Raw genomic sequence first — 24,751 nt, 5'->3', positions numbered from 1 at the left:
ATTGATTGATATTAATGGCGTCTTGCTTGATGGTTTCAGGAGTAAGTATGAAAGGCATAATTCTGGCTGGTGGCTCCGGCACAAGGTTGCACCCCATCACCCGTGGTGTCTCTAAGCAACTGCTTCCCGTTTATGATAAACCGATGATTTATTATCCGCTGTCCGTGCTGATGCTGGCAGGGATCCGCGATATCCTGATTATCTCTACCCCAGAAGATTTGCCGTCATTCCAGCGTCTGTTGGGCAATGGTGATGAGTTTGGTATCAAGCTGAGTTATGCCGCGCAGCCCAGTCCGGATGGGCTGGCACAAGCATTTATCATCGGTGAAGAGTTTATTGGTCATGAGCCTTGTTGCTTGGTGCTTGGCGATAACATTTACTTCGGTCAGGGCTTTAGTCCGAAACTGAAAGCCGTTGCTGCGCGTCAGAAGGGGGCAACTGTCTTTGGCTATCAAGTCATGGATCCAGAGCGCTTTGGCGTGGTGGAGTTTGATGACAACTTCCGCGCGTTATCTATTGAAGAGAAACCAAGTCAGCCTAAGTCTAATTGGGCAGTGACTGGGCTTTATTTCTATGACAATCAAGTTGTTGATTTTGCCAAGCAAGTTAAGCCATCTTCTCGTGGTGAACTGGAAATTACCAGCATTAACCAGATGTATTTAGAGCGCGGTGAGCTAACCGTTGAATTGTTAGGCCGCGGTTTTGCTTGGTTGGATACCGGCACTCATGACAGCTTGATTGAAGCCAGTACTTTTGTACAAACCGTTGAAAAACGGCAAGGTTTCAAAATTGCTTGTCTGGAAGAGATCTCATGGCGTAATGGCTGGCTGGATGACGATGGCGTAAAACGTGCGGCCACTGCGTTGGCTAAAACCGGTTATGGCAAATATCTATTGGACTTGCTCCATGCCCGTCCACGCCAGTATTGAGCCACTGGACTGGGAAAGTGAATTTTTCCAGCGACCAAGCGCAAAACTAATTTTCTCCGACTCAGCCCCGCAAGTTAATCCGGCTGAGTTGGATGCTTTTACCCTTGTCCAAGCCAAAGTCCCTACCCATCGTCTTGATCTTATTGATTCCCTTGGACTGCTTGGTTTTAAGCTCGTCGAAGGGGAGATTGATCTGGCGCTGTCAGTAGACGACGCGGTTGGCATGGAAAATGCTTCAGTTAGGGCCGATGTTGGAACTTATCAACAGCGGGTCGCTGTCATAGCAGATATACCACTGTTACGCAGTGTTGCTGCTAATGCCTTTGCATTGAGCCGCTTTCGTGCCCCATGGTATGACCCACAAGACAGTGGGCGATTTTATGCCTTATGGGCTGAAAAAGCGGTGCTGGGCACATTCGACCATCAATGTCTGTTGGTGATGGATTCGTCGGGGCAACCTGCGGGGTTTGTCACACTCCGTGATTTGCACGAGGGTAGCGCGCGCATTGGCTTGTTGGCTGTATTCCCTAATGCGCAGGGTAAAGGCATCGGTTTATCATTAATGTCGGCGGCAAAGCAGTGGTGCCAGAGTCATGGATTACACCGGTTACGGGTGGCCACACAAATGAGCAATATTGCTGCTTTACGTCTTTATATTCGCAGTGGTGCTTCGATTGAAAGCACCGCGTATTGGTTATGCAGGGGATGAGATGATTCCATTTAACGCTCCACCGGTAGTCGGCACTGAACTGGGTTATATGCAAGCAGCAATCACCAGCGGCAAATTATGCGGCGATGGTGGGTTTACCCGTCGCTGTCAGCAGTGGATGGAGAAGCACTTTGAGTGCCCGAAAGTGTTACTGACCCCGTCTTGTACTGCATCACTGGAAATGGCCGCATTGCTGCTGGATATCAAGCCTGGTGATGAAGTGATTATGCCAAGCTTTACTTTCGTCTCGACTGCCAATGCCTTTGTGCTGCGCGGTGCGAAAATGGTGTTTGTTGATATTCGTCCAGATACCATGAACATTGATGAAACCAAAATTGAAGCGGCGATCACTGACAAAACCAGAGCTATCGTGCCAGTCCACTATGCCGGTGTGGCTTGTGAGATGGACACTATTATGGCGTTGGCGCAAAAGCATAATTTGTTTGTGGTCGAAGATGCAGCTCAAGGCGTAATGTCGACTTACAAAGGCAAAGCGTTGGGGACTATCGGCCATATCGGTTGCTTTAGTTTTCATGAAACCAAAAACTACACCGCGGGTGGTGAGGGCGGTGCAACACTAATCAATGACCCGTCACTGATTGACCGCGCAGAAATCATCCGTGAAAAAGGCACCAACCGTAGCCAGTTCTTCCGTGGTCAGGTTGATAAGTATACGTGGCGCGATATCGGCTCCAGCTATTTGATGTCTGACTTACAGGCAGCTTATCTGTGGGGCCAGTTGGAAGCGGCAGAACAAATCAATAAACGCCGTCTGGCGTTGTGGCATAACTATTATGATGCTTTCAAACCCTTGGCTGAGGCTGGGCGCATTGATTTACCTGTTATTCCTGACAATCTGGCACAGAACGCGCATATGTTTTACATCAAACTGCGTGATATCGAAGAGCGTTCGGCGTTCATCAGCTACTTAAAAGAAGCTGAGATCATGGCGGTGTTCCATTATATTCCGTTGCATGCTTGTCCGGCAGGTGAGGAATTTGGCCGTATGGATGGCGAAGACCGTTTTACTACTAAGGAAAGTGAACGCCTGGTTCGCTTGCCAATCTTCTACAACCTGACTGATGTTAATCAGAGCACGGTTATTAATACTGTTCTCAGTTTCTTCGCCTGATATGTCTCTGGCAAAAGCATCGATTTGGACTGCTGGCTCTACGCTGATTAAGATTGGCGTAGGGCTGTTAGTGGTTAAACTGCTGGCGGTGACCTTTGGCCCTAGTGGTGTTGGGCAGGCGGGTAACTTTCGCCAGCTAATTACGGTATTAGGCGTGCTCTCCGGCGCGGGTATCTTCAACGGTATTACTAAATATGTTGCTGAATACCATCAGCAACCTGAACGTCTTCGGGCTGTTTTAGGAACCTCATCAGCGATTGTTCTGGGGTTCTCAACGTTGCTGGCATTGATTTTCCTGTTGGCGGCAAAGCCCGTTAGTATTGCGTTATTCGGTCATAGTGATTACCAGAATGTGGTGCGCGCAGTCGCGCTTATCCAGATGGGAATAGCTTACGCCAACCTGTTTTTGGCTATCCTTAAAGGTTATCGCGATGCCATGGGGAATGCGCTGGCCGTGATTGGCGGTAGCCTGATCGGTGTGGTGGCGTACTATATTTGCTTCCAGATTGGGGGCTATCCCGGAGCCTTAGTGGGGTTGGCATTGGTTCCTGCGCTGGTGGTTATCCCAGCGGGGGCAATGCTTATTCGGCGCAAGACTATTCCCTTAAGTTATCTTAAACTTAGCTGGGATAAAGCGTTGGCAAGCCATTTGGGTAAGTTTACCATTATGGCGTTGATTACTTCGGTGACCCTACCGGTCGCTTATGTGATGATGCGTAACTTACTGGCTGACCGCTATGGTTGGGATGCGGTGGGGATCTGGCAAGGGGTGAGCAGTATTTCAGATGCTTATCTACAATTTATCACAGCATCATTTACCGTCTATTTGCTGCCCACGCTGTCGAGACTGAAAGAGAAAGCGGCGATTTCGCGTGAAATCCTGCGCTCACTGAAGTTTGTCTTACCAGCAGTGGCGACCGCCAGCCTGATAGTCTGGTTGTTACGTGATTTCGCTATCTGGTTGCTGTTCTCTCACCAGTTTACGGCCATGCGTGACCTTTTTGCTTGGCAGCTCGTGGGCGATGTGTTGAAAGTCGGGTCATATGTGTTTGGTTATTTGGTAATCGCCAAAGCCTCTTTACGCTTTTACATTCTGACGGAAGTCAGCCAGTTTTTACTGTTAACCGGGTTTGCCCATTGGTTAATTCCAATGAATGGCTCTTTGGGGGCGGCACAGGCCTATATGGCCACCTATATCGTCTATTTCGCGCTCTGTAGCTGCGTATTCCTTATGTATCGTAGACATTCATCACCGTAAACACTCTTTACAGTAGAAAAAAATGACAACCCTGATTCATGTACTGGGATCTGATATCCCGCACCATAATCTGACTGTGCTGCGCTTCTTTAATGACGTGCTGGCCACTCGTGTGCCAGCAGAGCAGGTGCGGCATTTTATGGTGGCGGCAAAAGAGACGACGGCTTTTTCGGCATTCCCTCAATTGGATATCGAGACGCACAGCAATAAAAAAACGTTGGCTGAGGCGGTTATTGCTCGCGCGCAGGCAGATCGCAGCACGCGGTTTTTCTGGCATGGGCAATTTAATGCCACGTTGTGGCTGGCTTTACTGAGCGGAAAAATCAAGCGCCATCAAGTCTATTGGCATGTTTGGGGCGCTGACTTATATGAAGATGCTAAAAACTGGAAATTCCGCCTGTTTTATCTGCTGCGCCGCATCGCTCAGGGGCGAGTCGGCCATGTCTTTGCCACCCGTGGCGATTTAATTCATTTCCAGCAGCGGCACCCTCGAGTACCCGCATCATTGCTCTATTTTCCAACCCGAATGGACCCAGCCTTAACAGGCATTCACATCGAAAAACCGCTTGCTGGGCCAATGACGATTTTGGTCGGGAACTCTGGAGACACCACCAACCGCCATATCGAAGCACTCAAATCTATTCATGAGCAATTTGGCCCTGATGTCCGAGTGATTTTGCCAATGGGGTATCCTGCGAATAATCAGCTCTATATTGAGCAGGTTAGGCAGGCCGGCTTGGCGCTATTTGCGCCAGAGAATCTACGTATTCTGACAGAACAAATTCCATTTGATGACTATCTGAATATCTTGCGTGAATGCGATTTAGGCTACTTTATTTTTAATCGCCAGCAAGGTATTGGCACCTTGTGCCTGTTAACCCAATTTGGTGTGCCTTTTGTTTTAAGCCGGAAGAATCCATTCTGGCAAGACTTGGCCGAACAGCATATTCCGGTACTTTTCTATGGTGATTCATTGGATGAGCCATTGATTCGTGAAGCACAGCGTCAATTAGCTGGGTTAGATAAACACAATATTGCGTTCTTTAACCCCAATTATATTGAGGGCTGGCAGCAGGCGCTGGCACTTGCCGCAGGAGAACACCCATGACGCTGGGGCAGTTTGGTGGTCTTTTCTGTGTCTATCTGATAGCAGTGATTTTTATTCTGACGCTAACGTATCAGGAGTTTCGGCGCGTTCGCTTTAATTTCAACGTGCTGTTTTCAATGCTCTATTTATTGACGTTCTATTTTGGCTTCCCACTCACCTGCATGTTGGTGTTTCAGTTTGGGGTCGGGATCGTGCCGGTTGAGTATCTGCTCTATGCCATACTGTCTGCCACGGCATTCTATGGTATTTACTATGTGAGTTATAAAACTCGCTTGAGTAAGCCGCGTAGCCAGCCACGAGCTCCCATCTTCACGATGAATCGGGTGGAAACTAACCTGACTTGGGTATTATTAGCGCTGGTGGCTATTGGTACTGTCGGTATCTTCTTCATGCAGAATGGTTTTCTGCTATTTAAGCTAGATTCTTACAGTAAAATTTTCTCCAGTGATGTCTCTGGTGTGGCACTGAAGCGCTTTTTCTACTTCTTCATTCCTGCCATGTTAGTGGTCTATTTCCTAAAGCAGGATATGCGGGCTTGGTTTTTCTTTCTGGCCAGTACCGTGGCGTTTGGCATCCTAACCTACGTTATCGTCGGCGGGACTCGCGCGAATATCATCATCGCGTTCTCATTATTCCTGTTTATTGGTATTGTGCGCGGTTGGATAACTCTGTGGATGTTGGCGGCCGCGGGCGTCTTTGGGATTGTGGGCATGTTCTGGCTGGCCCTGAAACGCTATGGTCTGGATGTTAACGGCGCAGAGGCGTTTTATACCTTCCTTTACCTGACGCGAGACACATTCTCACCATGGGAAAATCTGGGGTTGCTGCTGCAAAATTACGACAAAATAGATTTTCAGGGATTGGCACCGATTATCCGTGATTTTTATGTCTTTATTCCTAGCTCTTTGTGGCCTGCTCGCCCTGACTTGGTTCTCAATACGGCCAATTACTTTACGTGGGATGTGCTGGATAACCACTCCGGGCTTGCTATCTCGCCAACGCTGATTGGATCTTTGGTGGTGATGGGCGGGGTGCTGTTTATCCCACTCGGGGCCATCGTGGTGGGGTTAATCATTAAATGGTTCGATTGGTTGTACGAACAAGGCAAAGCAGAAAGTAATCGCTACAAAGCGGCTATTTTGCAAAGTTTCTGTTTTGGCGCGGTATTTAACATCATCGTACTGGCGCGTGAGGGGTTGGACTCCTTTGTTTCACGCGTGGTATTTTTCTGCGTGATTTTTGGGGCCTGCCTGGTACTGGCGAAATTGTTGTATTGGCTGTTTGACACCGCGGGCTTGATAACACAACGGGTACAGCGTCGAGCTGGTAAGCCTAAGGGTCTATCTGCGCCGCAAGCGGGCAGCCAACCGTAAGGATCGTAATGGAACAGAATACTGCTACTCCCAAAAATACTGTTATTTCTAAAGATATCGCCATTCCAAAATACACTGTCCGTGGCTTCGAGATTTGGGGTTTTCGTGACATGACTCAGACGCTGGATCATCTGCTGAGTAGCGGCCCAGTGAAGACGGGCACATTGGTTGCAATGAACGCCGAAAAGCTGATGAAAGCCGAAGATGATGCTGCATTGCGTGAATTGATCTGTGAGGCCGAATATCTGTATGCCGATGGGATCAGTATGGTGCGCGCCATTCGCCGGAAATATCCGCAAGCGAAAATTTCAAGGGTTGCGGGTGCTGATCTGTGGGAAGCATTGATGCAGCGTGCGGGCCAACAAGGGACACCCGTATTTTTAGTCGGTGGCAAGCCCGAGGTGTTAGCTGAAACCGAGGCCAAGTTGCGTGCGCAATGGAATGTTAACTTAGTGGGGAGTCAGGACGGCTATTTCACGCCGGATCAGCGCGAAGCTTTGTTTGCACGGATTGCCGCCAGTGGCGCGGCGATAGTGACGGTAGCGATGGGGTCGCCAAAACAGGAAATGTTTATGCGTGATTGTCGTAAAGTCCATCCTAATGCGTTGTATATGGGTGTTGGCGGCACTTACGACGTCTTTACCGGGCATGTCAAACGTGCGCCTAAAATATGGCAGAACATGGGGCTGGAGTGGCTTTATCGCTTACTGGCGCAACCAAGCCGTATTCGTCGCCAATTCAAGTTGCTCAAGTTTGTTGGTTACTATTACAGCGGACGTCTGTAATCATCACCCAAAAACGGAGTTTTGTGGTGGGCTGTTTCCCTATTCTTTAGCTTGCATCCACTAATGTATTAATGATTAGGCTGAATACTTAAATTCAGCCTTTATTTTTTTCATCACCATGTTTTATTCATAAAAAAACAACCGGAATCCGGAACAGACATACACCAGTAAGTTGATAGAGGATATATGGCAGGGAACGAAGAGAAAAAAGGATTACACCGTGGGCTGGAAGCCCGGCATATCGAGCTAATAGCATTAGGCGGGACAATTGGTGTTGGGCTATTTATGGGTTCTGCCAGTACCTTAAAGTGGGCAGGGCCGTCAGTATTACTGGCATATATTATTGCCGGTTTGTTTGTATTTTTTATTATGCGGGCAATGGGCGAAATGCTGTATCTGGAGCCGGTTGCCGGTTCTTTTGCTGTATATGCGCATAAATATCTTAGCCCCTATTTCGGCTATCTGACCGCTTGGGGCTATTGGTTTATGTGGATAGCGGTGGGGATATCTGAAATTACCGCTATTGGCGTGTATGTCCAATTCTGGTTCCCGGAGATTCCCCAATGGTTGCCGGCTATTGCCGGAGTAGCCATTGTGGCGCTGGCGAATCTGGCCGCAGTCAGATTATATGGCGAACTGGAGTTCTGGTTTGCGATGATCAAAGTGACAACCATCATTGTGATGATTCTGGTAGGGCTGGGCGTCATCTTCTTTGGCTTTGGTAATCATGGCCAGCCTATTGGTTTTGATAACCTGACAGCTCACGGCGGCTTTTTTGCTGGGGGTTGGAAAGGTTTTATGTTTGCGCTGTGTATTGTGGTGGCCTCTTATCAGGGCGTTGAACTGGTGGGCATTACGGCGGGTGAAGCTCGAAATCCTCAGGTCACGCTAAAGCGCGCTATCAATAACATTTTATGGCGTATTCTGATCTTCTATGTTGGGGCTATTTTCGTCATCGTGACTATCTTCCCGTGGGATGGCATTGGTACGACGGGCAGTCCGTTTGTCCTGACCTTTGCCAAGATAGGTATCATTTCAGCGGCGGGCATTATCAACTTTGTGGTGCTTACCGCTGCGCTGTCGGGTTGTAATAGCGGCATGTACAGTGGTGGGCGCATGTTATATGCCTTAGCGAAAAACCGTCAGCTCCCTGCTTGCCTGACCAAATTGTCTGCCAGTGGTGTTCCGGTGTATTGTATTGCCGTTACGATTTTGTGCTTGATGGTGGGCTCTAGCCTCAATTACATCATCCCCAATCCACAGCAGGTATTCGTGTACGTTTATAGTGCCAGCGTATTACCGGGTATGGTGCCGTGGTTTGTGGTGTTGGTGAGCCAGCTGCGTTTTCGTCAGGTGCATAAAGAAGCATTGAAGCAGCATCCTTTCAAATCCATCATGTTCCCGTATGTAAACTACCTCACTATCGCTTTCCTGATTTGTGTGTTGGTGGGGATGGGGATCAACCCGGATACTCGCTTATCTTTATTCGTGGGGATGATTTTCCTTGGATTGGTCACCGTGTGCTATTTTGGCTTGGGTATGCATAAAAAGACGCCAGCCGAAGTGAAACGCCTATAAAACCAGCGAACAAGGCGGAGTGGGGGCTATTAAGCGCTGACTTTTGTGGCAGAGTGAGCAAAGCGTAAGCAAACGCATCATTTCTTCTAAAAAAGCACTAGACAGCCAAGCATTAAAACCGTAGTATCCCCACCCGCAACGGCGCTAAGCGCCCGTAGCTCAGCTGGATAGAGCGCTGCCCTCCGGAGGCAGAGGTCTCAGGTTCGAATCCTGTCGGGCGCACCATTAATTTTGTGTGCAAGAGCTGCGGTGGTAAGATTGCCGCGTAGGACGAAGTAAGCTGTATGAAGTGATGGTGGCTATAGCTCAGTTGGTAGAGCCCTGGATTGTGATTCCAGTTGTCGTGGGTTCGAGTCCCATTAGCCACCCCAAATTTTTGTGGAACATGCGATGGTGGCGGAATTGGTAGACGCGCTAGCTTCAGGTGTTAGTGTCCTTACGGACGTGAGGGTTCAAGTCCCTCCCTTCGCACCACACAAAACGTGTAGATTTTATTAAGATTTACATGGACATAGGTCGAAAGACCATGTAGAGTGAGCAGTAAGAAATCGGCGAGTAGCGCAGCTTGGTAGCGCAACTGGTTTGGGACCAGTGGGTCGGAGGTTCGAATCCTCTCTCGCCGACCAATTTCGAAGAAACCCCGCAATGCGGGGTTTTTTTTCGTCTGTATTTTATCTGTCTTGCCTCAATTCTTACGTCATATCCCACCTTAAGCTTCAGCCTGATGAGTGGCTACTCGCCCTTTGCAATTACCTTTCCTTATGCCTCTGAAACTCTTATTGGCACTCTTTGATCAAATTCGCCAAATGGCGGGAGCAGAATTGGGCATTCTTCGGCCAGAGTATGGGTGTTGGCTTTTTGCGACAAAAGACGAATGTATTGTCTCTGAAAGGTGACATATAACTATTTGATAATTATTAATAAAATTAACGTTCGTTTATAGCGTCGTTTTGTAGCGACAGATCACTCTGACGATATATATCTGAGTGCTGTAGGTGAATAGGATAAGGATATAGGGGGATATAAAAATAAAACCATTATTTATCATGTAATTAAATTAATAATTGAATGAAATGACAATCCATTGCACGATTTGGCACGCTAAGTGCAATATCTCTTATGTAGATGCTCATCCCACTTATTATGACTGCCTGGTTTTATCGCCAATTGTGCTTCATAAACCCAGGGATGATGCAGAGCCGATTTTAGGGTGCCTATTGTCCATGTAAACGATGTTGTATATCTTCATCACATACCGGGCATAACGTTGAGTGAGGCACCGACATTGTTGTCTGTAGACCTGAAAATTTTAGACGCTTGCCCCTATCGGCAAGCGTTTTTTTTTGCAAAAAATAAATAACATAAAGGCCCCCGAAGGAGCCTTTATGTTGCAGTTTAAGTTGAACCAAGGGGATACGTGCCGGCGTAAGCCGCCGGAGTGCCCTAGGCTGCTCAACGCAGGTTAGCAATCAAAGAGATTCACCGTTCTGCTTCAGCGTCAGCAATAACCCTTCGCGACGAGCCTGTGCGGCATCCTCAGGGCAGTGTAGTTTATCCAATGCATCAGCCAGCCATGCATAATCATATCCGTCTGGCCGCTGTGCCAGCGCAGCTTTGAAGGCTTCACTGGCTTTCTCCCACTCACCATGTTTTAGCATGAGCTGACCTAAGGTGCTGTTGAGTAACGGAGTTGCACCATGCTGTTTGATTTGCTGGCGCAATGATTTCTCTAATGGATCTGGATTTCCCGATTGTAAGCGCGGGATCAATAGCACTAAGCGTTCATCGTACTGACGCTTTAGACTGTCCAAAATAATTTGCTGGGCCACTTCATGATCATCACATTCAATTAAATGCTCTGCCAAGGCGACTTGCAGTGGGATCTCATTACGCACTTTACGACTTTGATCTTTCCACCAGCGTTTTAGACCTTCGCTACCTTCTTCAGCCATACATTGATTCATAATGCCAATGTAGGCTTGCTGCTCCAGTGCGGCGATCTCATCCTGGGTATGTACCTGAACTTTGCTCATCGCGGGGAGAATTTCCAACAATGAGCTATAAGCGCCAGAGCGCAAGTAAGCCAGCTCGGCCAGACGCAGGACTTCAGGATGGCGTGGCGCTTGATCTAATAGACGATCAACCCCATGACGAGCAGCATGAATGTGCCCTTGTGCTAATTGGATACGCACTCGGGTAATATCTACTGGCAATTGCTCAGTGTCGGCCACTTCTGCTGCCCGTTCAAGATATTGGTTGGTGCGGAATTCATCACCACGCTGCTGGGCTGCTTCTGCCGCCAGCAGGTAGTTCACCATCGGTTGTTCAGCATGATCAGCATTGCGGGTCAGTAATTTCTCAACCTGCTTGAAATCACCCTCAGCCAGTTTGATCAAGGCAGCTTTGGTTTGTTTACGCGCACGGGTGCGTTTGCGGCCCATAAACCAACCACGGGTGCGTGCGCCGGTACGAAAAATGCGGCGCAATATCCATTCAATTATCAGGAAAGCGACCAGTATCAATACCAACATAATGACCAAACCGGTGACACTGGTTTCGACGTTATAGTTGTCGGTTTGGATCAATACATAACCTTGATGCCCAGCCAACATGGGGCCAAGTACGATACCTGCAGTCAAAATGAGGAATAACAATAATACGCGTAGCATACTTATTCCCCCTGAGTGGCAGCTGGCGTTTGTGCCAGTAGGTTACGAACCCGAGTTTGCATCAATTTTTCCAGCATTGGCTGGCTCTTCAATTGATCAGGTACGTCCATTGAGATGGATTGCTGACTCAAACTCTCCAGTTCATCCAGAAATGCCTTGGTATTCGGATCATTCACATCAAAGTAAGCACGAACCCAAGTGGAGATGGTCTCCAGTGACTGTTTGTACACTTCATCCTGATGGCGTGGTACTGCTTGAGCGGCAACCAGTAGACGTGAGCGGATATTTTCACGCAAGTAAACATCCTGATTTGGTGCCAACAGAGGCTCCGCACTACTATCACGGCGGCGAATCGTAATGAAATCAGAGATAAAACTGTGCCAGCTCTTGCTCAGATTTTGGCGCCATTCAGATAACGAACTGGATAATTCATCGCTATTGGCATCCATGGGTGAGTCATCAATATTGTTATCAGCCAGGCGCAGATTATCCACCTGATTGGACAGTTGGTTCAGTTTGAGGATGATACCGTCAAAATCAACCTGACTGACCGCAGAAAGGGCGCTGATGTCTTCGGTCAACGCGCGACGAACCTCAATAAGACTAGGGTCATTCATATCAGCTAGACTGGCGTCGGCACTTTTCAGTAAGGTGGCAGCAGTAGTGACATCTTGATCGCTCCACAGTTTACGCCCTGCCATTTTCACCAGAAAATCAGCTTGTGCCAGTAACCAAGTCTTGGCATCACTGCCAGATATGGTCGCAACTTTCTCTTGCAACTCATTAAGTTGGCGAGTCAGTGACGTCTGTTGGCGGTCAGCGGCTTCCAGCGCTTTGCCTTGCTGTTGCAATAATGATTCAAGTTGCTGTTTTTCCTGCAATTGGCTCTGTTTAAGTTCAGCCAACTGCTCTTGCAGCGCGATATTCGCCGCATCTTGTAACTGGGCCTGCTGGTGTCCGTGATAATAAAGCCCAGCACCGAGCGCGATAGCCAGTGCAATAGCAATGGCACCCAGAATTGGACCGGTTCGTTTCTCCCGGCGAACTTCTGGTGCTGGCTGTTGGTGCCTCTCAGCCGCGGTGGTTGTCTCTTCCACTGGTGCGGATGGGGTATTTTGTTCCGTCATATTGGGCATCCCATAGTCAGGTTTCAGGTTTATTGAAATTCTTGTAGCGCGCGGATCAGTGCGTCATTATCAGCATTCTCTGCTACCCGGATATCACTCCAGCCCATTTGAGCCGCTAAGGCGGCCAAACGATCGCTCACCACGACCAAGCGGCAACGTAGTAACCAAGAAGAACGATAGTAATCAGGAACTAAAGTATAGATCTGTTGTAACATTTCGCCGCTGGTGACGACCAGAATATCAATCCCAGAGCGTTGCCAATGCGCACTTTGTTCACTGCCATCATAAAAAATAGGGCTACGTTGATAACACTCACAAAAAGTGACTGTGGCTCCTCGTTCTACAAGAGTTTCACCGAGAAGTTCTCGCCCGCCATTACCGCGCAATAGCACTACTTTTTTACCCGACAGCTTTTGCAGGTCGGGCAATGACAGCAGCATCTCGCTGGTTTCCCCTGTGGGGGGGAAAGTCACGTGCAAGCGGCTGGCAGTATGCAGTGCTAATGCCGTGCTACGGCCAATAGCATAATAAGATAACTGTGCGGGCCATGACAGGTTATTTCTTTTTAACAGCGAGTTAGCGTAGCGCACCGCGTTCTGAGATAACGCAAAAACCAAGTCACCCGCCTGCATTTCTTGCAGCAACTCAGGTAACTTGAACAGGTCATCTCCGGGTGAGAAATCAATCAACGGTGCATGATAGGCAACCCGGCCCAGCGCACGCAGGCGGCTGACTAACTGCTCTCCAGAAGGGGATGGGCGGGTAACCAGAATCGTCATAGTGGTGCGTTGTCCTGATAAACTTCAGCCAGTATTTCTCGTGCGCCTCGCGACAGGAGTTCATCAGCCAGCTCAATACCCATTTGTTCTGCATTTTCAGCCGGCCCTCGGCGTTCGCCGCGAATAATCTCACTACCGTCTGGTGCGCCCACCAATGCACGAAGCCACAATGTATCGCCTGCCAATTCGGCATAGCTGCCGATGGGCACCTGACAACCGCCTTCAAGGCGTGTATTCATGGCGCGTTCTGCACAAACCCTTAACTCGGTCTCGCGATGATTTAGCGGGATGAGCAATTGACGAGTAAAATCATCATCCAGACGGCATTCGATACCGACGGCACCTTGACCAACCGCGGGCAATGATTCTTCCGCCGGCATTGCATAGCGAATACGAGTCTCCAGCCCGAGACGTTTGAGGCCAGCAACAGCCAAAATAATCGCGTGATAATCACCGTTATCCAGCTTGGCAAGACGAGTGCCGACGTTACCTCGCAAATCGCGGACAATCAGGTCCGGGCGACGTTCACGCAATTGACACTGGCGGCGCAGGCTTGACGTCCCGACAATGCTACCTGCGGGCAGGTCATCCAAATGTGCGTAATGTGGTGAAACGAAAGCATCGCGCGGATCATCGCGCTCACAAATAGTGACCAAACCCAGCCCTTCAGGGAAGGCAATAGGGACATCTTTCATAGAATGCACAGCAATATCTGCCCGGCCTTCTAATAAGGCCAACTCTAACTCCTTAACGAACAAGCCTTTACCGCCTACTTTCGCTAGCGGTGTGTCCAGAATGATATCCCCGCGGGTTACCATCGGAACTAATTCGACTTGCAAGCCGGGATGATTAGCTTGCAGTAAATGTTGAACATAATGTGCTTGCCACAGGGCAAGTGGGCTTTGTCGCGTAGCAATTCGAATAATTTTGTCTAACATTGCTTGTTACCGTTTTATATTTTATGGCCCATCCTACCATTGACCGATGAAGAGTGTCAGTGCAGTAGCCACAAGAGCAGGGCGGTTAAGTGCATAAGAAAGCAGCTAGTGTAACAAATGTACGACGAGATAAGCGGTTTATACCTTTGCTTGTGACCGCACAACAACGTCGATGACTTTGGCTAGAGATAGGCATTATAATTGTTGGGATAGCTTTACTTTCTTTACGGTCAATCGGCAAGGTGTTAGATTGATCACGTTTCCAGCAATAATTCGTTAAATATTCTTCAAACAAAATGTTTTTTGGTCATTTCAACAAAAAGTACATTGTTGTTTCGATGAAGGCCAAATAAACAATAAACGAACCTGGAACGCGGGTTTCTTTCTAAGCACCGGAACAATCAGGCGAGACGTCTTGTACCTCTACATCGAGACACTGAAACAGCGACTGGATGCGATCAACCAATTACGAGTCGATCGCGCTTTGGCGGCGATGGGGCCAGCCTTCCAAAAAGTCTACAGTCTGCTACCGACCCTACTACATTGTCATCACCCACTGATGCCGGGTTACCTTGATGGTAACGTTCCCCATGGCATCTGCCTTTTCACGCCTAATGAAACGCAGCAAGATTATCTATCTGAAGTTGAAGCCAAATGGGGTCAGCCTTTAGAGCAAAGTGTCGGTGGCGAACTGCCAATTACCGGCGTTTACTCTATGGGGAGCACTTCATCTATTGGTCAGTGCCATACATCCGATCTGGACATCTGGGTATGTCACCAAGCCTGGCTGGATTCAGAAGAGCGTAACCGCTTGCAAAAAAAATGTAGCCTGTTGGAAAAATGGGCTGCATCGATGGGTGTTGAGGTCAGCTTCTTCTTAATAGATGAAAACCGTTTTCGTCACAATGCCAGCGGCAGTCTGGGCGGTGAAGATTGTGGTTCAACCCAACATATTCTATTGCTGGATGAATTTTACCGTAGTGCGGTTCGCCTAGCGGGAAAACGTATTCTGTGGAATATGGTGCCCGTTGAAGAAGAAGATAATTACGATGATTACGTGCTGTCGCTCTATGCGCAGGGCGTATTAACACCGAATGAGTGGCTGGATCTGGGTGGTTTGAGCACCCTGTCAGCCGAAGAGTATTTCGGTGCCAGTTTGTGGCAGTTGTACAAGAGTATCGATTCGCCTTATAAGGCGGTATTGAAAACTGTATTGCTCGAAGCCTACTCTTGGGAGTACCCAAACTCTCAATTGTTAGCGATGGAAATCAAGCAGCGTCTGCATGCCGGTGAAATCGTGGCGTTTGGTCTAGATGCTTACTGCATGATGCTCGATCGCGTTACCCGTTATCTTACCCAGATCAACGACACAACTCGGTTGAACTTGGTGCGCCGTTGTTTCTATCTGAAAGTGTGTGAGAAATTATCCCGTACTCCAGCGAGCGTTGGGTGGCGGCGTGAAATTCTTAGTCAACTGGTCAGCGAGTGGGGATGGAGTGACGAGAATTTGGCCGTGTTGGATAACCGCGCGAACTGGAAGATTGAACGTGTGCGTGAAGCGCATAACGAGTTATTAGATGCAATGATGCAAAGCTATCGCAATTTGATTCGCTTTGCGCGCCGCAATAACTTGAGTGTTAGCGCCAGTCCGCAGGATATTGGGGTATTGACCCGTAAACTGTATGCGGCATTTGAAGCGCTACCGGGTAAAGTGACACTGGTTAACCCGCAGATTTCACCGGATCTTTCTGAAGAGCACCTGACTTTTATTCATGTGCCAGCGGGCCGAGCCAACCGTCCAGGCTGGTATTTGTATAATCAGGCCCCTTCTATGGAGGCTATCGTCAGCCACCAGCCGCTGGAATATAACCGTTATCTGAACAAACTGGTGTCATGGGCCTATTTCAACGGTTTGTTGACCAGCAAGACTCGGCTGCATATTAAAAGTGCCAATCTGTGCGATACCGTAAAGCTACAGGAACTGGTGACTGATATTTCTCATCACTTCCCGTTACGCTTACCTGCACCGACACCAAAAGCCTTATACAGTCCGTGCGAAATTCGCCATTTGGCCATTATTGTCAATCTGGAAAACGATCCAACTGCAGCCTTCCGCAATCAGGTGGTCCATTTTGATTTCCGCAAACTGGATGTCTTCAGCTTTGGCGAGCAGCAACAGTGTCTGGTTGGCAGTATAGATTTGCTATACCGCAACTCATGGAATGAAGTGCGTACGCTGCATTTCAGTGGTGAGCAAGCGGTATTGGAAGCACTGAAAACGATTTTAGGCAAAATGCATCAGGATGCGGCTCCACCAGAATCGGTGGATGTGTTCTGTTACAGCCAACATTTACGTGGCTTGATTCGCACCCGTATCCAGCAGTTGGTCTCTGAATGTATTGAATTGCGGCTGTCGAGTACTCGTCAGGAACCGGGCCGCTTTAAAGCCGTGCGTGTTTCGGGTCAGACATGGGGGCTGTTCTTTGAGCGCCTGAGTGTCTCGGTTCAGAAACTGGAGAATGCCGTCGAATTCTATGGCGCGATTTCCAATAACAAGCTGCATGGGTTATCTATTCAGGTTGAAACGGATCAAATTCATCTGCCGCCAGTGGTGGACGGCTTTGCCAGTGAAGGGATTATTCAGTTCTTCTTCGAAGGCACTGCAGATGAAAAAGGTTTTAATATTTATATTCTTGATGAGACGAACCGCGTTGAGGTTTATCACCATTGCGAAGGCAGTAAAGAGGAGTTGGTGCGGGATGTTAGCCGTTTCTATTCATCTTCCCATGATCGCTTTACCTACGGCTCCAGTTTTATCAACTTCAATCTGCCGCAATTCTACCAAATTGTGCAGTTAGATGGCCGGACTCAGGTGATTCCTTTCCGCAGCAATACGCTGTCACATCTGCATATTGTTGATAAAGAAATGAATGCGCCTGCACAACCGCAGCAGTTCCAGCTACATTAAATCCCCTGCGTCCTTGAGGTCGTGGGGGATTGAGCTGTGTCTTTGGTGTTATTCGTCGAAACGAATCTCTTCACCCGCTTGGGCGGTGGCTGCTTCAGATAACTTGCTGAAAAACTCTTCGCCACTGCGTGAGCAATACCAATGCCCATCGCGGAAATCAAAATGATAACCGCCTGCTTTTGTTGCCAGCCATACCTGATGTAATGGCTCTTGGCGATTGATAACAATCTTGCTGCCATTGTCGAAAGTCAGAGTCATCACCCCACCATTGGTTTCATAATCGATATCACTATCGCCGGTAAAACCATCTAGTGTCTCTTCAATGCAAAGCATCAATTGATCGGCTAACTGATGAAACTCGCTGTCGTTCATATTCAATTCCTATTGCTTTTCATGATCCACCTGCGATTATAGAGACCTTAGACGCAAAAATTACAGGCATTAATACGAATATCCGCGTCAAAACGGTTTATTGATATCAAAACAGGTTACAGGCGTTAAAAATGAAAAATAAATTACGTTGGCTGTTAACGGCAATGATGGTGTTTGCGCTCTCCGGCTGTGGTTTGAAAGGTCCGTTATACTTCCCACCATCAGATAAGCCAAAAGTAGAAACGACCCAGCAAGATAGTGGCAACATTGAGCGTAATCAGCAAAATTCTCAGACCCAGAGCATCGCCGGGCCTCAGTGATTATCCTTATCGCAGCCAGATGAAGTCAGTACCGAATTTAGCCAGTACCGAAAATTTAGCAGGTAAATGAAAGTCAGCGGAGTATGAAATGCAGTTCTCCAAAATGCACGGTCTTGGCAACGACTTTATGGTTGTCGATGCAGTTACCCAAAATGTTTACTTTTCGCCGGAGTTGATCCGCCGATTAGCAGACCGGCACACTGGCGTGGGCTTTGATCAGATGTTGGTGGTTGAGCCACCTTACGATCCTGAACTGGACTTTCACTACCGTATTTTTAATGCCGATGGCAGCGAAGTTGCTCAGTGCGGCAATGGCGCACGTTGCTTTGCCCGTTTTGTCAGATTGAAAGGATTGACCAATAAGCGCGATATCAGTGTGAGTACCCAAACGGGCCGTATGATATTGAGTGTCACTGAAGACGAGCTAGTCTGTGTCAATATGGGTGAACCTAATTTTGACCCGCAGACAGTCCCTTTCCGTGCGGCAAAAGCGGAGAAAACGTACATTTTACGTGCAGCGGAACACACGGTGCTCTGTGGTGTCGTATCGATGGGCAATCCCCATTGTGTGATGCAGGTCGATGACGTTTCGGTTGCCAATGTTGCGTTGCTAGGCCCAGTATTAGAAAGCCATGAGCGTTTCCCTGAGCGGGCGAATATCGGTTTTATGCAGGTCGTGAGCCGGGAACATATCCGTTTGCGTGTGTATGAACGCGGTGCTGGTGAAACTCAGGCCTGTGGCAGTGGGGCCTGTGCAGCGGTTGCTGTTGGGATCCAACAAGAATTATTAGGTGAAGATGTTCATGTCGAATTATCTGGTGGCAGTTTACAAATCAGTTGGAAAGGGCCGGGCCATCCACTGTATATGACCGGGCCTGCCACCCATGTTTACGACGGGTTTATCCATTTATAACGAGTGGTGATGTATGACGGGTGTTACATGAAAAGTTATGAGGAGCAGGCGCTAGCAGGCATCGAGCTAGATGACGATGCTGTTATGCAGTATTTATTGCAAAATCCCGACTTCTTTATTCGCAACGCGCGTTTGGTCGAACAGATGCATATCCCTCATCCGGTGAGAGGCACGGTCTCGCTGGTGGAGTGGCAACTGGGGCGTCAGCGTAACCAGATAAGCCAGTTGGAAGAAGAGATCACTTTATTGATGGAGCAGGCGGGGCTGAATGAAGTGTTATTCAACCGCTTACTGCAACTGCAAGGCAACCTTGCCGCCGCCAGTAGCTTGCAAGATATGCTCAACCGCTTGCAGCGCTGGGCGAGAGATTTCGGGCTGGCCGGTGCCAATGTCCGGTTGTTCACTGACCGCTGGCAAATCGGTGCGCCATCTGATTTCACGCATTTAGGTCTGTCACGCCACGCTTTTGAGCCAATGCGCATCCAGCGGTTAGGTAACGAGCGCCACTATTTGGGGAGCCTAAACGGGCCAGAACTGTTGCTGTTATTGCCTCAAGCCAAGCTAGTCGGGTCAGCGGCGTTGTCATTGTTAGGTAAAGATGGCGATCTGGGGGTTATTATCTTCAGTAGCCGCGATACACAGCATTATCAGCAAGGCATGGGCACCGTGATGCTAAATCAGTTATCGACGCTATTGCCAAGCCTGCTGGAGCGTTGGATAGAACCGGTATGACCGAATTCAGTGCCTCGCTTGCTCCGCAGGTAGAGGCTTTCCTGCGTTATCTAAAAGTAGAGCGACAACTCAGCCCTCTCACCATCATCAGCTATCGGCGTCAGCTACAGGCACTGATGGACATAGGCGAGCAAATGGGTCTGGCGCATTGGCAAACGCTGGATGCCGCTCAAGTTCGTTCACTGGTTTCTCGCAGTAAACGTGCGGGTTTGCACTCATCCAGCCTCGCTTTACGGCTCTCGGCGTTACGCAGTTTCCTTGATTGGTTAGTCAGTCAGGGGGTATTGCAAGCCAACCCGGCGAAAGGCGTCAGTACCCCGCGCTCTGGCCGCCATCTGCCAAAAAATATTGATGTTGATGAAGTCGATAAACTGCTGGATATCGATCTTAATGATCCGCTGGCCGTGCGTGATAGGGCCATGTTGGAGGTGATGTATGGCGCGGGCTTGCGTTTATCTGAACTGGTTGGCATGAACTGTAAGCATGTGGACTTAGCCAGTGGCGAAGTCTGGGTGATGGGTAAGGGCAGTAAAGAGCGTAAAGTCCCAATAGGCAAGACAGCCGTTACTTGGTTAGAGCATTGGTTAGCGCTGCGTGAACTGTTTGAACCGCAAGATGACGCCATTTTTTTAGCAAATACCGGTAAACGAATTTCAGCAAGGAATGTGCAGAAACGCTTTGCAGAGTGGGGTGTAAAGCAAGGAGTCAGCAGCCATATTCATCCTCATAAACTGCGCCATTCTTTTGCCACTCACATGTTGGAATCCAGCGGTGACCTACGCGCGGTACAAGAGTTGCTCGGCCATGCCAATCTGACGACCACACAAATTTATACCCATCTTGACTTTCAACATCTGGCAACAGTGTATGATGCTGCTCATCCACGGGCCAAACGAGGCAAATCTTGATGCATTTTTATCGTCCACTTGAGCAGATTTCTGCCATTACTTTCGATTTGGATGACACCCTGTACGACAATCGGCCAGTCATTACCCGTACAGAACAAGAATCTGTGGCATTTTTACAGCAGTACCATCCCAACTTGGCACAGTTGCAAGCTGCAGATTTTCAACGTTTTCGCAGTGAATTACTGGCGCAAGATCCCGATATTTACCACGATGTCACTCAGTGGCGCTGGCATGCTATTGAGCTGGGGCTAATTCGCCATGGCCTGAGCAAATCAGAAGCGCAATGTGGTGCTGATGCCGCCATGGAAAATTTTGCCGTATGGCGTAGCCGCATCTATGTGCCGCCGGCCACGCATGACACACTCAGCGCGCTGGCTCAACATTACCCATTGGTGGCGATCACCAATGGCAATGCCGATCCCAAAGCGTGTGGTCTGGACGGTTATTTCCAGTTTGTGTTGCGCTCCGGCCCTCATGGCCGCGCCAAGCCTTTCCGTGATATGTACCATAAAGCGGCTAATCATCTGGATATTCCGTTGAAACATATTTTGCATGTCGGCGATGATTTGACCACTGATGTCGCCGGTTCGCTACGTTGTGGCATGCAAGCATGCTGGATTAACGATCGTCAACAAAGTCTGATGACTGCCCAAGATAGCCGGTTATTGCCACATATTGAGATTTCGCAGTTGGCTTCCCTGACAGCATTGCTATAATCCTCTGCAATAACTCTGTATAAATTCACAGTGAAATGCTGGTAAAATCGTCGGATAACCGGCGATTTAGCTATTTTCCCTTACCCGATGAACGGTGCCTATGGACGTTTCTGATCTGCTCGACAGCCTAAATGAAAAACAACGCGAAGCCGTGGCTGCGCCACGCTGCAACCTGTTGGTACTGGCCGGTGCGGGCAGTGGCAAAACTCGAGTACTGGTTCATCGAATTGCTTGGCTATTGTCGGTCGAAAACGCTTCTCCCTATTCCATTATCGCGGTGACTTTCACCAATAAAGCAGCCGCTGAAATGCGCCATCGCATTGAGCATTTGATTGGCACCAGTCAGGGGGGGATGTGGATTGGGACTTTCCATGGGCTAGCGCACCGTCTGCTGCGCGCCCACCATATGGATGCCAATTTGCCGCAGGATTTCCAAATTCTTGATAGCGATGACCAACTACGTTTATTGAAACGTTTAGTTAAGGCATTGAATTTAGATGAAAAACAATGGCCTCCACGTCAGGCAATGTGGTACATCAACGGCAAAAAAGACGAAGGGTTACGCCCGCAGCACATTGAAAGCTACGGTAATCCGGTTGAAGCCACTTGGTTGCGCATCTACCAAGCTTATCAGGAAGCTTGTGATCGCGCGGGGCTGGTCGATTTTGCCGAGTTGCTGCTGCGCGCCCACGAACTGTGGTTGAACAAACCGCATATTCTTAATCATTATCGTGAACGTTTTACCAATATTCTGGTGGATGAGTTCCAAGACACCAACAATATTCAATACGCTTGGATTCGGCTACTGGCTGGCGAGCGCTCCAATGTAATGATCGTCGGCGATGACGACCAGTCAATCTATGGCTGGCGTGGGGCACAGGTTGAGAATATCCAACGCTTCCTGAAAGATTTCCCTGGCGCTGAAACTATCCGTCTGGAGCAGAATTATCGCTCGACCAGCAATATCCTGACGGCTGCTAACGCCTTGATTGCCAACAACGATGGTCGCATGGGCAAAAACCTGTGGACAGAAGGAGCCGAAGGCGAGCCTATCTCGCTCTATTGTGCCTTTAATGAGTTGGATGAAGCCCGTTTTGTGGTTAACCGCATTAAAGTTTGGCAAGACAACGGCGGTGCGTTGAATGATTGCGCCATCTTGTATCGAAGCAACGCCCAGTCACGTGTGCTGGAAGAGGCTTTATTGCAGGCAGCGATGCCATACCGTATTTATGGCGGTCAGCGCTTCTTCGAGCGTCAGGAAATTAAAGATGCATTGGCTTATTTACGCTTAATTTCCAATCGTAATGATGATGCCGCTTTTGAGCGAGTGGTCAATACACCGACCCGCGGCATTGGGGATCGTACCTTAGATGTGGTACGTCAAACCGCCCGTGACCGCCAGTTAACCTTGTGGCAATCAACTCGAGCCATGTTACAGGAAAAAGTGCTGGCGGGCCGTGCAGCTTCCGCGTTGCAACGTTTTGTTGAGCTGGTGGACTCGTTGTCCCATGAAACCGCCGATATGCCACTGCATGTGCAAACTGATCGCGTTATTCGTGACTCTGGCCTGTGGTCAATGTACGAGCAGGAAAAAGGCGAAAAAGGTCAGGCACGTATTGAGAACCTTGAAGAGTTGGTTAATGCTACGCGCCAATACAGTTATCAGGATGAAGATCAGGATCTGATGCCGCTACAGGCGTTTCTCTCCCATGCCGCGCTGGAAGCCGGAGAGGGGCAGGCCGATGCTTATCAGGATGCAGTGCAATTGATGACTCTTCATTCAGCTAAAGGTTTGGAATTCCCGCAGGTATTCATCGTCGGAATGGAAGAAGGGATGTTCCCGAGCCAAATGTCACTGGATGAAGGTGGCCGTTTGGAAGAAGAGCGCCGGCTAGCCTATGTTGGTGTTACCCGTGCTATGCAAAAACTGACGCTCTGCTATGCAGAGAGCCGCCGTCTGTATGGCAAAGAAGTCAATCACCGCCCATCACGTTTTATCGGTGAACTGCCACAAGAATGTGTTGAAGAAGTGCGGCTGCGTGCCACCGTCTCTCGCCCGGTCAATCACCGTCGCATGGGGACACCGATGAATGAAAATGACAGTGGTTTCTCATTAGGGCAGCGCGTACGCCACCCTAAATTTGGCGAGGGCACCGTGGTTAATTTGGAAGGCAGTGGCGAGCACAGCCGGTTGCAGGTTGCTTTCCCCGGAGAGGGGATTAAGTGGCTTGTAGCGGCCTATGCCAGATTAGAAGCGGTTTAAGTTTACCCTGTGGCCTTGGCGCCGTAGCGGTGTTAGCGGCATTCACTTACCCGAATCACTTACCTGAGTAAGCTCATCGGGCTGCGTTCATTTGCTGCCTTGCTGCAACACCAATGACTTTGGGTTTACCCTGCGGCCTTGGCGCCGCAGCGGTGTTAGCGGCATTCACTTACCCGAATCACTTACCTGAGTAAGCTCATCGGGCTGCGTTCATTTGCTGCCTTGCTGCAACACCAATGACTTTGGGTCAACCCTGTGGCCTTGGCGCCGTAGCGGTGTTAGCGGCATTCACTTACCCGAATCACTTACCTGAGTAAGCTCATCGGGCTGCGTTCATTTGCTGCCTTGCTGCAACACCAATGACTTTGGGTCAACCCTGTGGCCATGGCGCCGCAGCGGTGTTAGCGTTTTTCGCTTTCATCCTGAGCGGCTAGACGTGCATCGGTTTCCGCCTGCAACAAAATAGCTTTGCCCATCCATTGAGTGACATCCTGAATTCCTGCTTCATCTAAGTGCCAAATATCTTTGAGCACCATAAAAACTTCTGACCCGTAAATTAATGAAAAGGCATGGATTACCCGTTGCAGTGCTTCTGGTGCCAGCTTGCCTTCCAATGGCTCGACGGCCAACTTTAGTAGCCGCTTACGGTTACCACGAACTAACTTTTCTTCATCGTTTGGATGATTACGGTTATCAGCCCATTGCTGTAATGAGAGATGCAACGCGGCTCGCAGCACGCCTTCGTGTTGCAACATGCGCGGATAAGCAAAGGAGAGTAACTCAGCAATGCGTTGACGAGCATCGGGTTGGGTCGGTTTCCACGACAATATCGGGCCAAGGCTTTCGTCAACCATGGCAGAAACCAGCGCACTTTGTGTTGGGAAATAGCGATAAGCCGTAGCACGGGAAAGTTGAGCGGCATTGGCCACTTCGGTTATGGATGGAAACGCGCCTTGCTCGTACATCGACATTGCGGTGTCGATGAGTAACCGCCGGGTTCTGGCCCTGATGGTGGTTAACGAGGGAGAAGCGCGCTCTTGTTTACCCTGATTATTCACGGTCCCTCCTGAGGGACTGGTCGTCTTTGTTCTCACTATAACAAACCGTTTGCACACATCGCCACGAAAGAACCCTGCATTCAAACTAATTATGAGACTAGAGTCTCATAATTGAA

At 49.1% G+C, this 24,751-nt stretch carries 22 protein-coding genes and 4 tRNA genes; 19 read left to right on the top strand and 7 right to left on the bottom strand.

Annotated elements, in window-relative coordinates; all coding sequences use genetic code 11:
* Nucleotides 1–47: 47 nt before the first annotated feature.
* The 12 genes from rfbA (at nucleotide 48) to HUZ92_RS15640 (ending at nucleotide 9,498) form a co-directional block, all read left to right on the top strand.
* On the top strand, nucleotides 48–929 hold the full coding sequence (gene rfbA, locus HUZ92_RS15695; RefSeq protein ID WP_050100942.1) for a glucose-1-phosphate thymidylyltransferase RfbA: 882 nt from the start codon (nucleotides 48–50) through the stop codon (nucleotides 927–929).
* Complete coding sequence (gene rffC, locus HUZ92_RS15690; RefSeq protein WP_050100943.1) at nucleotides 907–1,638, top strand: dTDP-4-amino-4,6-dideoxy-D-galactose acyltransferase; 732 nt, start codon at nucleotides 907–909, stop codon at nucleotides 1,636–1,638. Before rfbA ends, rffC begins: the two co-directional genes overlap by 23 nt.
* Nucleotide 1,639: 1 nt before the next feature.
* Nucleotides 1,640–2,770, top strand: coding sequence for a dTDP-4-amino-4,6-dideoxygalactose transaminase (gene rffA, locus HUZ92_RS15685; protein WP_050100944.1), 1,131 nt, complete (start codon nucleotides 1,640–1,642; stop codon nucleotides 2,768–2,770).
* Between the two features lies 1 nt (nucleotide 2,771).
* A complete protein-coding gene (gene wzxE / locus HUZ92_RS15680) occupies nucleotides 2,772–4,028 on the top strand; it encodes a lipid III flippase WzxE (RefSeq protein WP_050100945.1) in 1,257 nt (418 codons plus the stop codon).
* 22 nt (nucleotides 4,029–4,050) lie between these two features.
* Nucleotides 4,051–5,136 carry a TDP-N-acetylfucosamine:lipid II N-acetylfucosaminyltransferase gene (locus HUZ92_RS15675; protein WP_050100946.1) on the top strand — a complete coding sequence of 362 codons (1,086 nt, stop codon included), beginning with the start codon at nucleotides 4,051–4,053 and terminating at the stop codon, nucleotides 5,134–5,136.
* A complete protein-coding gene (wzyE, locus tag HUZ92_RS15670) occupies nucleotides 5,133–6,509 on the top strand; it encodes an ECA oligosaccharide polymerase (RefSeq protein ID WP_050100947.1) in 1,377 nt (458 codons plus the stop codon). Before HUZ92_RS15675 ends, wzyE begins: the two co-directional genes overlap by 4 nt.
* Nucleotides 6,510–6,517: 8 nt before the next feature.
* Nucleotides 6,518–7,294: a lipopolysaccharide N-acetylmannosaminouronosyltransferase gene (gene wecG / locus HUZ92_RS15665; protein WP_050100948.1), complete on the top strand. Its 777-nt coding sequence runs from the start codon at nucleotides 6,518–6,520 to the stop codon at nucleotides 7,292–7,294.
* 186 nt (nucleotides 7,295–7,480) lie between these two features.
* Complete coding sequence (gene thrP / locus HUZ92_RS15660; RefSeq protein ID WP_050100949.1) at nucleotides 7,481–8,872, top strand: bifunctional threonine/serine APC transporter ThrP; 1,392 nt, start codon at nucleotides 7,481–7,483, stop codon at nucleotides 8,870–8,872.
* A gap of 148 nt (nucleotides 8,873–9,020) precedes the next feature.
* A tRNA-Arg gene (locus HUZ92_RS15655) sits at nucleotides 9,021–9,097 on the top strand.
* Between the two features lie 70 nt (nucleotides 9,098–9,167).
* Nucleotides 9,168–9,243, top strand: a tRNA-His gene (locus HUZ92_RS15650).
* A 16-nt stretch (nucleotides 9,244–9,259) separates the two neighbouring features.
* A tRNA-Leu gene (locus tag HUZ92_RS15645) sits at nucleotides 9,260–9,346 on the top strand.
* Between the two features lie 75 nt (nucleotides 9,347–9,421).
* Nucleotides 9,422–9,498 (top strand) — tRNA-Pro (locus HUZ92_RS15640).
* A gap of 843 nt (nucleotides 9,499–10,341) precedes the next feature.
* Here HUZ92_RS15640 and hemY read toward each other — a convergent pair.
* The 5 genes from hemY to HUZ92_RS21045 form a co-directional block, all read right to left on the bottom strand.
* Nucleotides 10,342–11,541, bottom strand: a complete 1,200-nt coding sequence (gene hemY / locus HUZ92_RS15635; RefSeq protein ID WP_145525058.1) for a protoheme IX biogenesis protein HemY — start codon at nucleotides 11,539–11,541, stop codon at nucleotides 10,342–10,344.
* A 2-nt stretch (nucleotides 11,542–11,543) separates the two neighbouring features.
* The gene (hemX, locus tag HUZ92_RS15630) at nucleotides 11,544–12,668 is read right to left on the bottom strand and encodes a uroporphyrinogen-III C-methyltransferase (protein ID WP_050100951.1); all 1,125 of its coding nucleotides are present in this window, start codon (nucleotides 12,666–12,668) and stop codon (nucleotides 11,544–11,546) included.
* 29 nt (nucleotides 12,669–12,697) lie between these two features.
* Nucleotides 12,698–13,447 carry a uroporphyrinogen-III synthase gene (gene hemD / locus HUZ92_RS15625; protein WP_050100952.1) on the bottom strand — a complete coding sequence of 250 codons (750 nt, stop codon included), beginning with the start codon at nucleotides 13,445–13,447 and terminating at the stop codon, nucleotides 12,698–12,700.
* Nucleotides 13,444–14,385 (bottom strand): hydroxymethylbilane synthase, encoded by a 942-nt coding sequence (gene hemC, locus HUZ92_RS15620; RefSeq protein WP_050140306.1) that lies wholly within the window; start codon nucleotides 14,383–14,385, stop codon nucleotides 13,444–13,446. Before hemC ends, hemD begins: the two co-directional genes overlap by 4 nt.
* A gap of 85 nt (nucleotides 14,386–14,470) precedes the next feature.
* Nucleotides 14,471–14,680: a hypothetical protein gene (locus HUZ92_RS21045; RefSeq protein WP_072087768.1), complete on the bottom strand. Its 210-nt coding sequence runs from the start codon at nucleotides 14,678–14,680 to the stop codon at nucleotides 14,471–14,473.
* Nucleotides 14,681–14,800: 120 nt separating this feature from the next.
* Here HUZ92_RS21045 and HUZ92_RS15610 point away from each other — a divergent pair, with 120 nt between their 5' ends.
* Nucleotides 14,801–17,353 (top strand): class I adenylate cyclase, encoded by a 2,553-nt coding sequence (locus tag HUZ92_RS15610; RefSeq protein ID WP_050100954.1) that lies wholly within the window; start codon nucleotides 14,801–14,803, stop codon nucleotides 17,351–17,353.
* A gap of 48 nt (nucleotides 17,354–17,401) precedes the next feature.
* Here the strand turns inward: HUZ92_RS15610 and cyaY are convergent, their stop codons facing one another.
* Nucleotides 17,402–17,725, bottom strand: a complete 324-nt coding sequence (gene cyaY / locus HUZ92_RS15605; protein ID WP_050100955.1) for an iron donor protein CyaY — start codon at nucleotides 17,723–17,725, stop codon at nucleotides 17,402–17,404.
* Between the two features lie 131 nt (nucleotides 17,726–17,856).
* Here cyaY and lptM point away from each other — a divergent pair, with 131 nt between their 5' ends.
* The 6 genes from lptM (at nucleotide 17,857) to uvrD (ending at nucleotide 23,577) form a co-directional block, all read left to right on the top strand.
* Complete coding sequence (lptM, locus tag HUZ92_RS15600; protein ID WP_050140307.1) at nucleotides 17,857–18,045, top strand: LPS translocon maturation chaperone LptM; 189 nt, start codon at nucleotides 17,857–17,859, stop codon at nucleotides 18,043–18,045.
* 88 nt (nucleotides 18,046–18,133) lie between these two features.
* Entirely contained in the window at nucleotides 18,134–18,958 is an 825-nt protein-coding gene (gene dapF, locus HUZ92_RS15595) for a diaminopimelate epimerase (protein WP_145580145.1), read from the top strand.
* Between the two features lie 27 nt (nucleotides 18,959–18,985).
* Nucleotides 18,986–19,690 carry a DUF484 domain-containing protein gene (locus HUZ92_RS15590; RefSeq protein WP_050100958.1) on the top strand — a complete coding sequence of 235 codons (705 nt, stop codon included), beginning with the start codon at nucleotides 18,986–18,988 and terminating at the stop codon, nucleotides 19,688–19,690.
* A complete protein-coding gene (gene xerC, locus HUZ92_RS15585) occupies nucleotides 19,687–20,598 on the top strand; it encodes a tyrosine recombinase XerC (RefSeq protein ID WP_050100959.1) in 912 nt (303 codons plus the stop codon). The genes HUZ92_RS15590 and xerC overlap by 4 nt, the downstream gene beginning before the upstream one ends.
* Nucleotides 20,598–21,314, top strand: a complete 717-nt coding sequence (yigB, locus tag HUZ92_RS15580) for a 5-amino-6-(5-phospho-D-ribitylamino)uracil phosphatase YigB (RefSeq protein WP_050100960.1) — start codon at nucleotides 20,598–20,600, stop codon at nucleotides 21,312–21,314. Before xerC ends, yigB begins: the two co-directional genes overlap by 1 nt.
* 100 nt (nucleotides 21,315–21,414) lie before the next feature.
* The gene (gene uvrD, locus HUZ92_RS15575) at nucleotides 21,415–23,577 is read left to right on the top strand and encodes a DNA helicase II (protein ID WP_050100961.1); all 2,163 of its coding nucleotides are present in this window, start codon (nucleotides 21,415–21,417) and stop codon (nucleotides 23,575–23,577) included.
* Nucleotides 23,578–23,978: 401 nt separating this feature from the next.
* On the opposite strand, the gene HUZ92_RS15570 is transcribed toward uvrD, so the two are convergent.
* The gene (locus tag HUZ92_RS15570; RefSeq protein ID WP_050100962.1) at nucleotides 23,979–24,635 is read right to left on the bottom strand and encodes a TetR/AcrR family transcriptional regulator; all 657 of its coding nucleotides are present in this window, start codon (nucleotides 24,633–24,635) and stop codon (nucleotides 23,979–23,981) included.
* Between the last annotated feature and the right edge of the window lie 116 nt (nucleotides 24,636–24,751).

This window comes from Yersinia vastinensis (assembly GCF_902726565.1).
GTDB classification, from domain to species: domain Bacteria; phylum Pseudomonadota; class Gammaproteobacteria; order Enterobacterales; family Enterobacteriaceae; genus Yersinia; species Yersinia vastinensis.
This window is presented reverse-complemented; position numbering and strand designations above follow the sequence as displayed.

Coding starts and splice junctions, on each gene's coding strand:
- hemC (WP_050140306.1), bottom strand. CDS start 14,385: ATGTTAGACAAAATTATTCGAATTGCTACGCGACAAAGCCCACTTGCC.
- uvrD (WP_050100961.1), top strand. CDS start 21,415: ATGGACGTTTCTGATCTGCTCGACAGCCTAAATGAAAAACAACGCGAA.
- wecG (WP_050100948.1), top strand. CDS start 6,518: ATGGAACAGAATACTGCTACTCCCAAAAATACTGTTATTTCTAAAGAT.
- dapF (WP_145580145.1), top strand. CDS start 18,134: ATGCAGTTCTCCAAAATGCACGGTCTTGGCAACGACTTTATGGTTGTC.
- rffA (WP_050100944.1), top strand. CDS start 1,640: ATGATTCCATTTAACGCTCCACCGGTAGTCGGCACTGAACTGGGTTAT.
- thrP (WP_050100949.1), top strand. CDS start 7,481: ATGGCAGGGAACGAAGAGAAAAAAGGATTACACCGTGGGCTGGAAGCC.
- wzxE (WP_050100945.1), top strand. CDS start 2,772: ATGTCTCTGGCAAAAGCATCGATTTGGACTGCTGGCTCTACGCTGATT.
- HUZ92_RS15590 (WP_050100958.1), top strand. CDS start 18,986: ATGAAAAGTTATGAGGAGCAGGCGCTAGCAGGCATCGAGCTAGATGAC.
- cyaY (WP_050100955.1), bottom strand. CDS start 17,725: ATGAACGACAGCGAGTTTCATCAGTTAGCCGATCAATTGATGCTTTGC.
- HUZ92_RS15675 (WP_050100946.1), top strand. CDS start 4,051: ATGACAACCCTGATTCATGTACTGGGATCTGATATCCCGCACCATAAT.
- rffC (WP_050100943.1), top strand. CDS start 907: ATGCCCGTCCACGCCAGTATTGAGCCACTGGACTGGGAAAGTGAATTT.
- hemY (WP_145525058.1), bottom strand. CDS start 11,541: ATGCTACGCGTATTATTGTTATTCCTCATTTTGACTGCAGGTATCGTA.
- rfbA (WP_050100942.1), top strand. CDS start 48: ATGAAAGGCATAATTCTGGCTGGTGGCTCCGGCACAAGGTTGCACCCC.
- hemX (WP_050100951.1), bottom strand. CDS start 12,668: ATGACGGAACAAAATACCCCATCCGCACCAGTGGAAGAGACAACCACC.
- hemD (WP_050100952.1), bottom strand. CDS start 13,447: ATGACGATTCTGGTTACCCGCCCATCCCCTTCTGGAGAGCAGTTAGTC.
- xerC (WP_050100959.1), top strand. CDS start 19,687: ATGACCGAATTCAGTGCCTCGCTTGCTCCGCAGGTAGAGGCTTTCCTG.
- yigB (WP_050100960.1), top strand. CDS start 20,598: ATGCATTTTTATCGTCCACTTGAGCAGATTTCTGCCATTACTTTCGAT.
- lptM (WP_050140307.1), top strand. CDS start 17,857: ATGAAAAATAAATTACGTTGGCTGTTAACGGCAATGATGGTGTTTGCG.
- wzyE (WP_050100947.1), top strand. CDS start 5,133: ATGACGCTGGGGCAGTTTGGTGGTCTTTTCTGTGTCTATCTGATAGCA.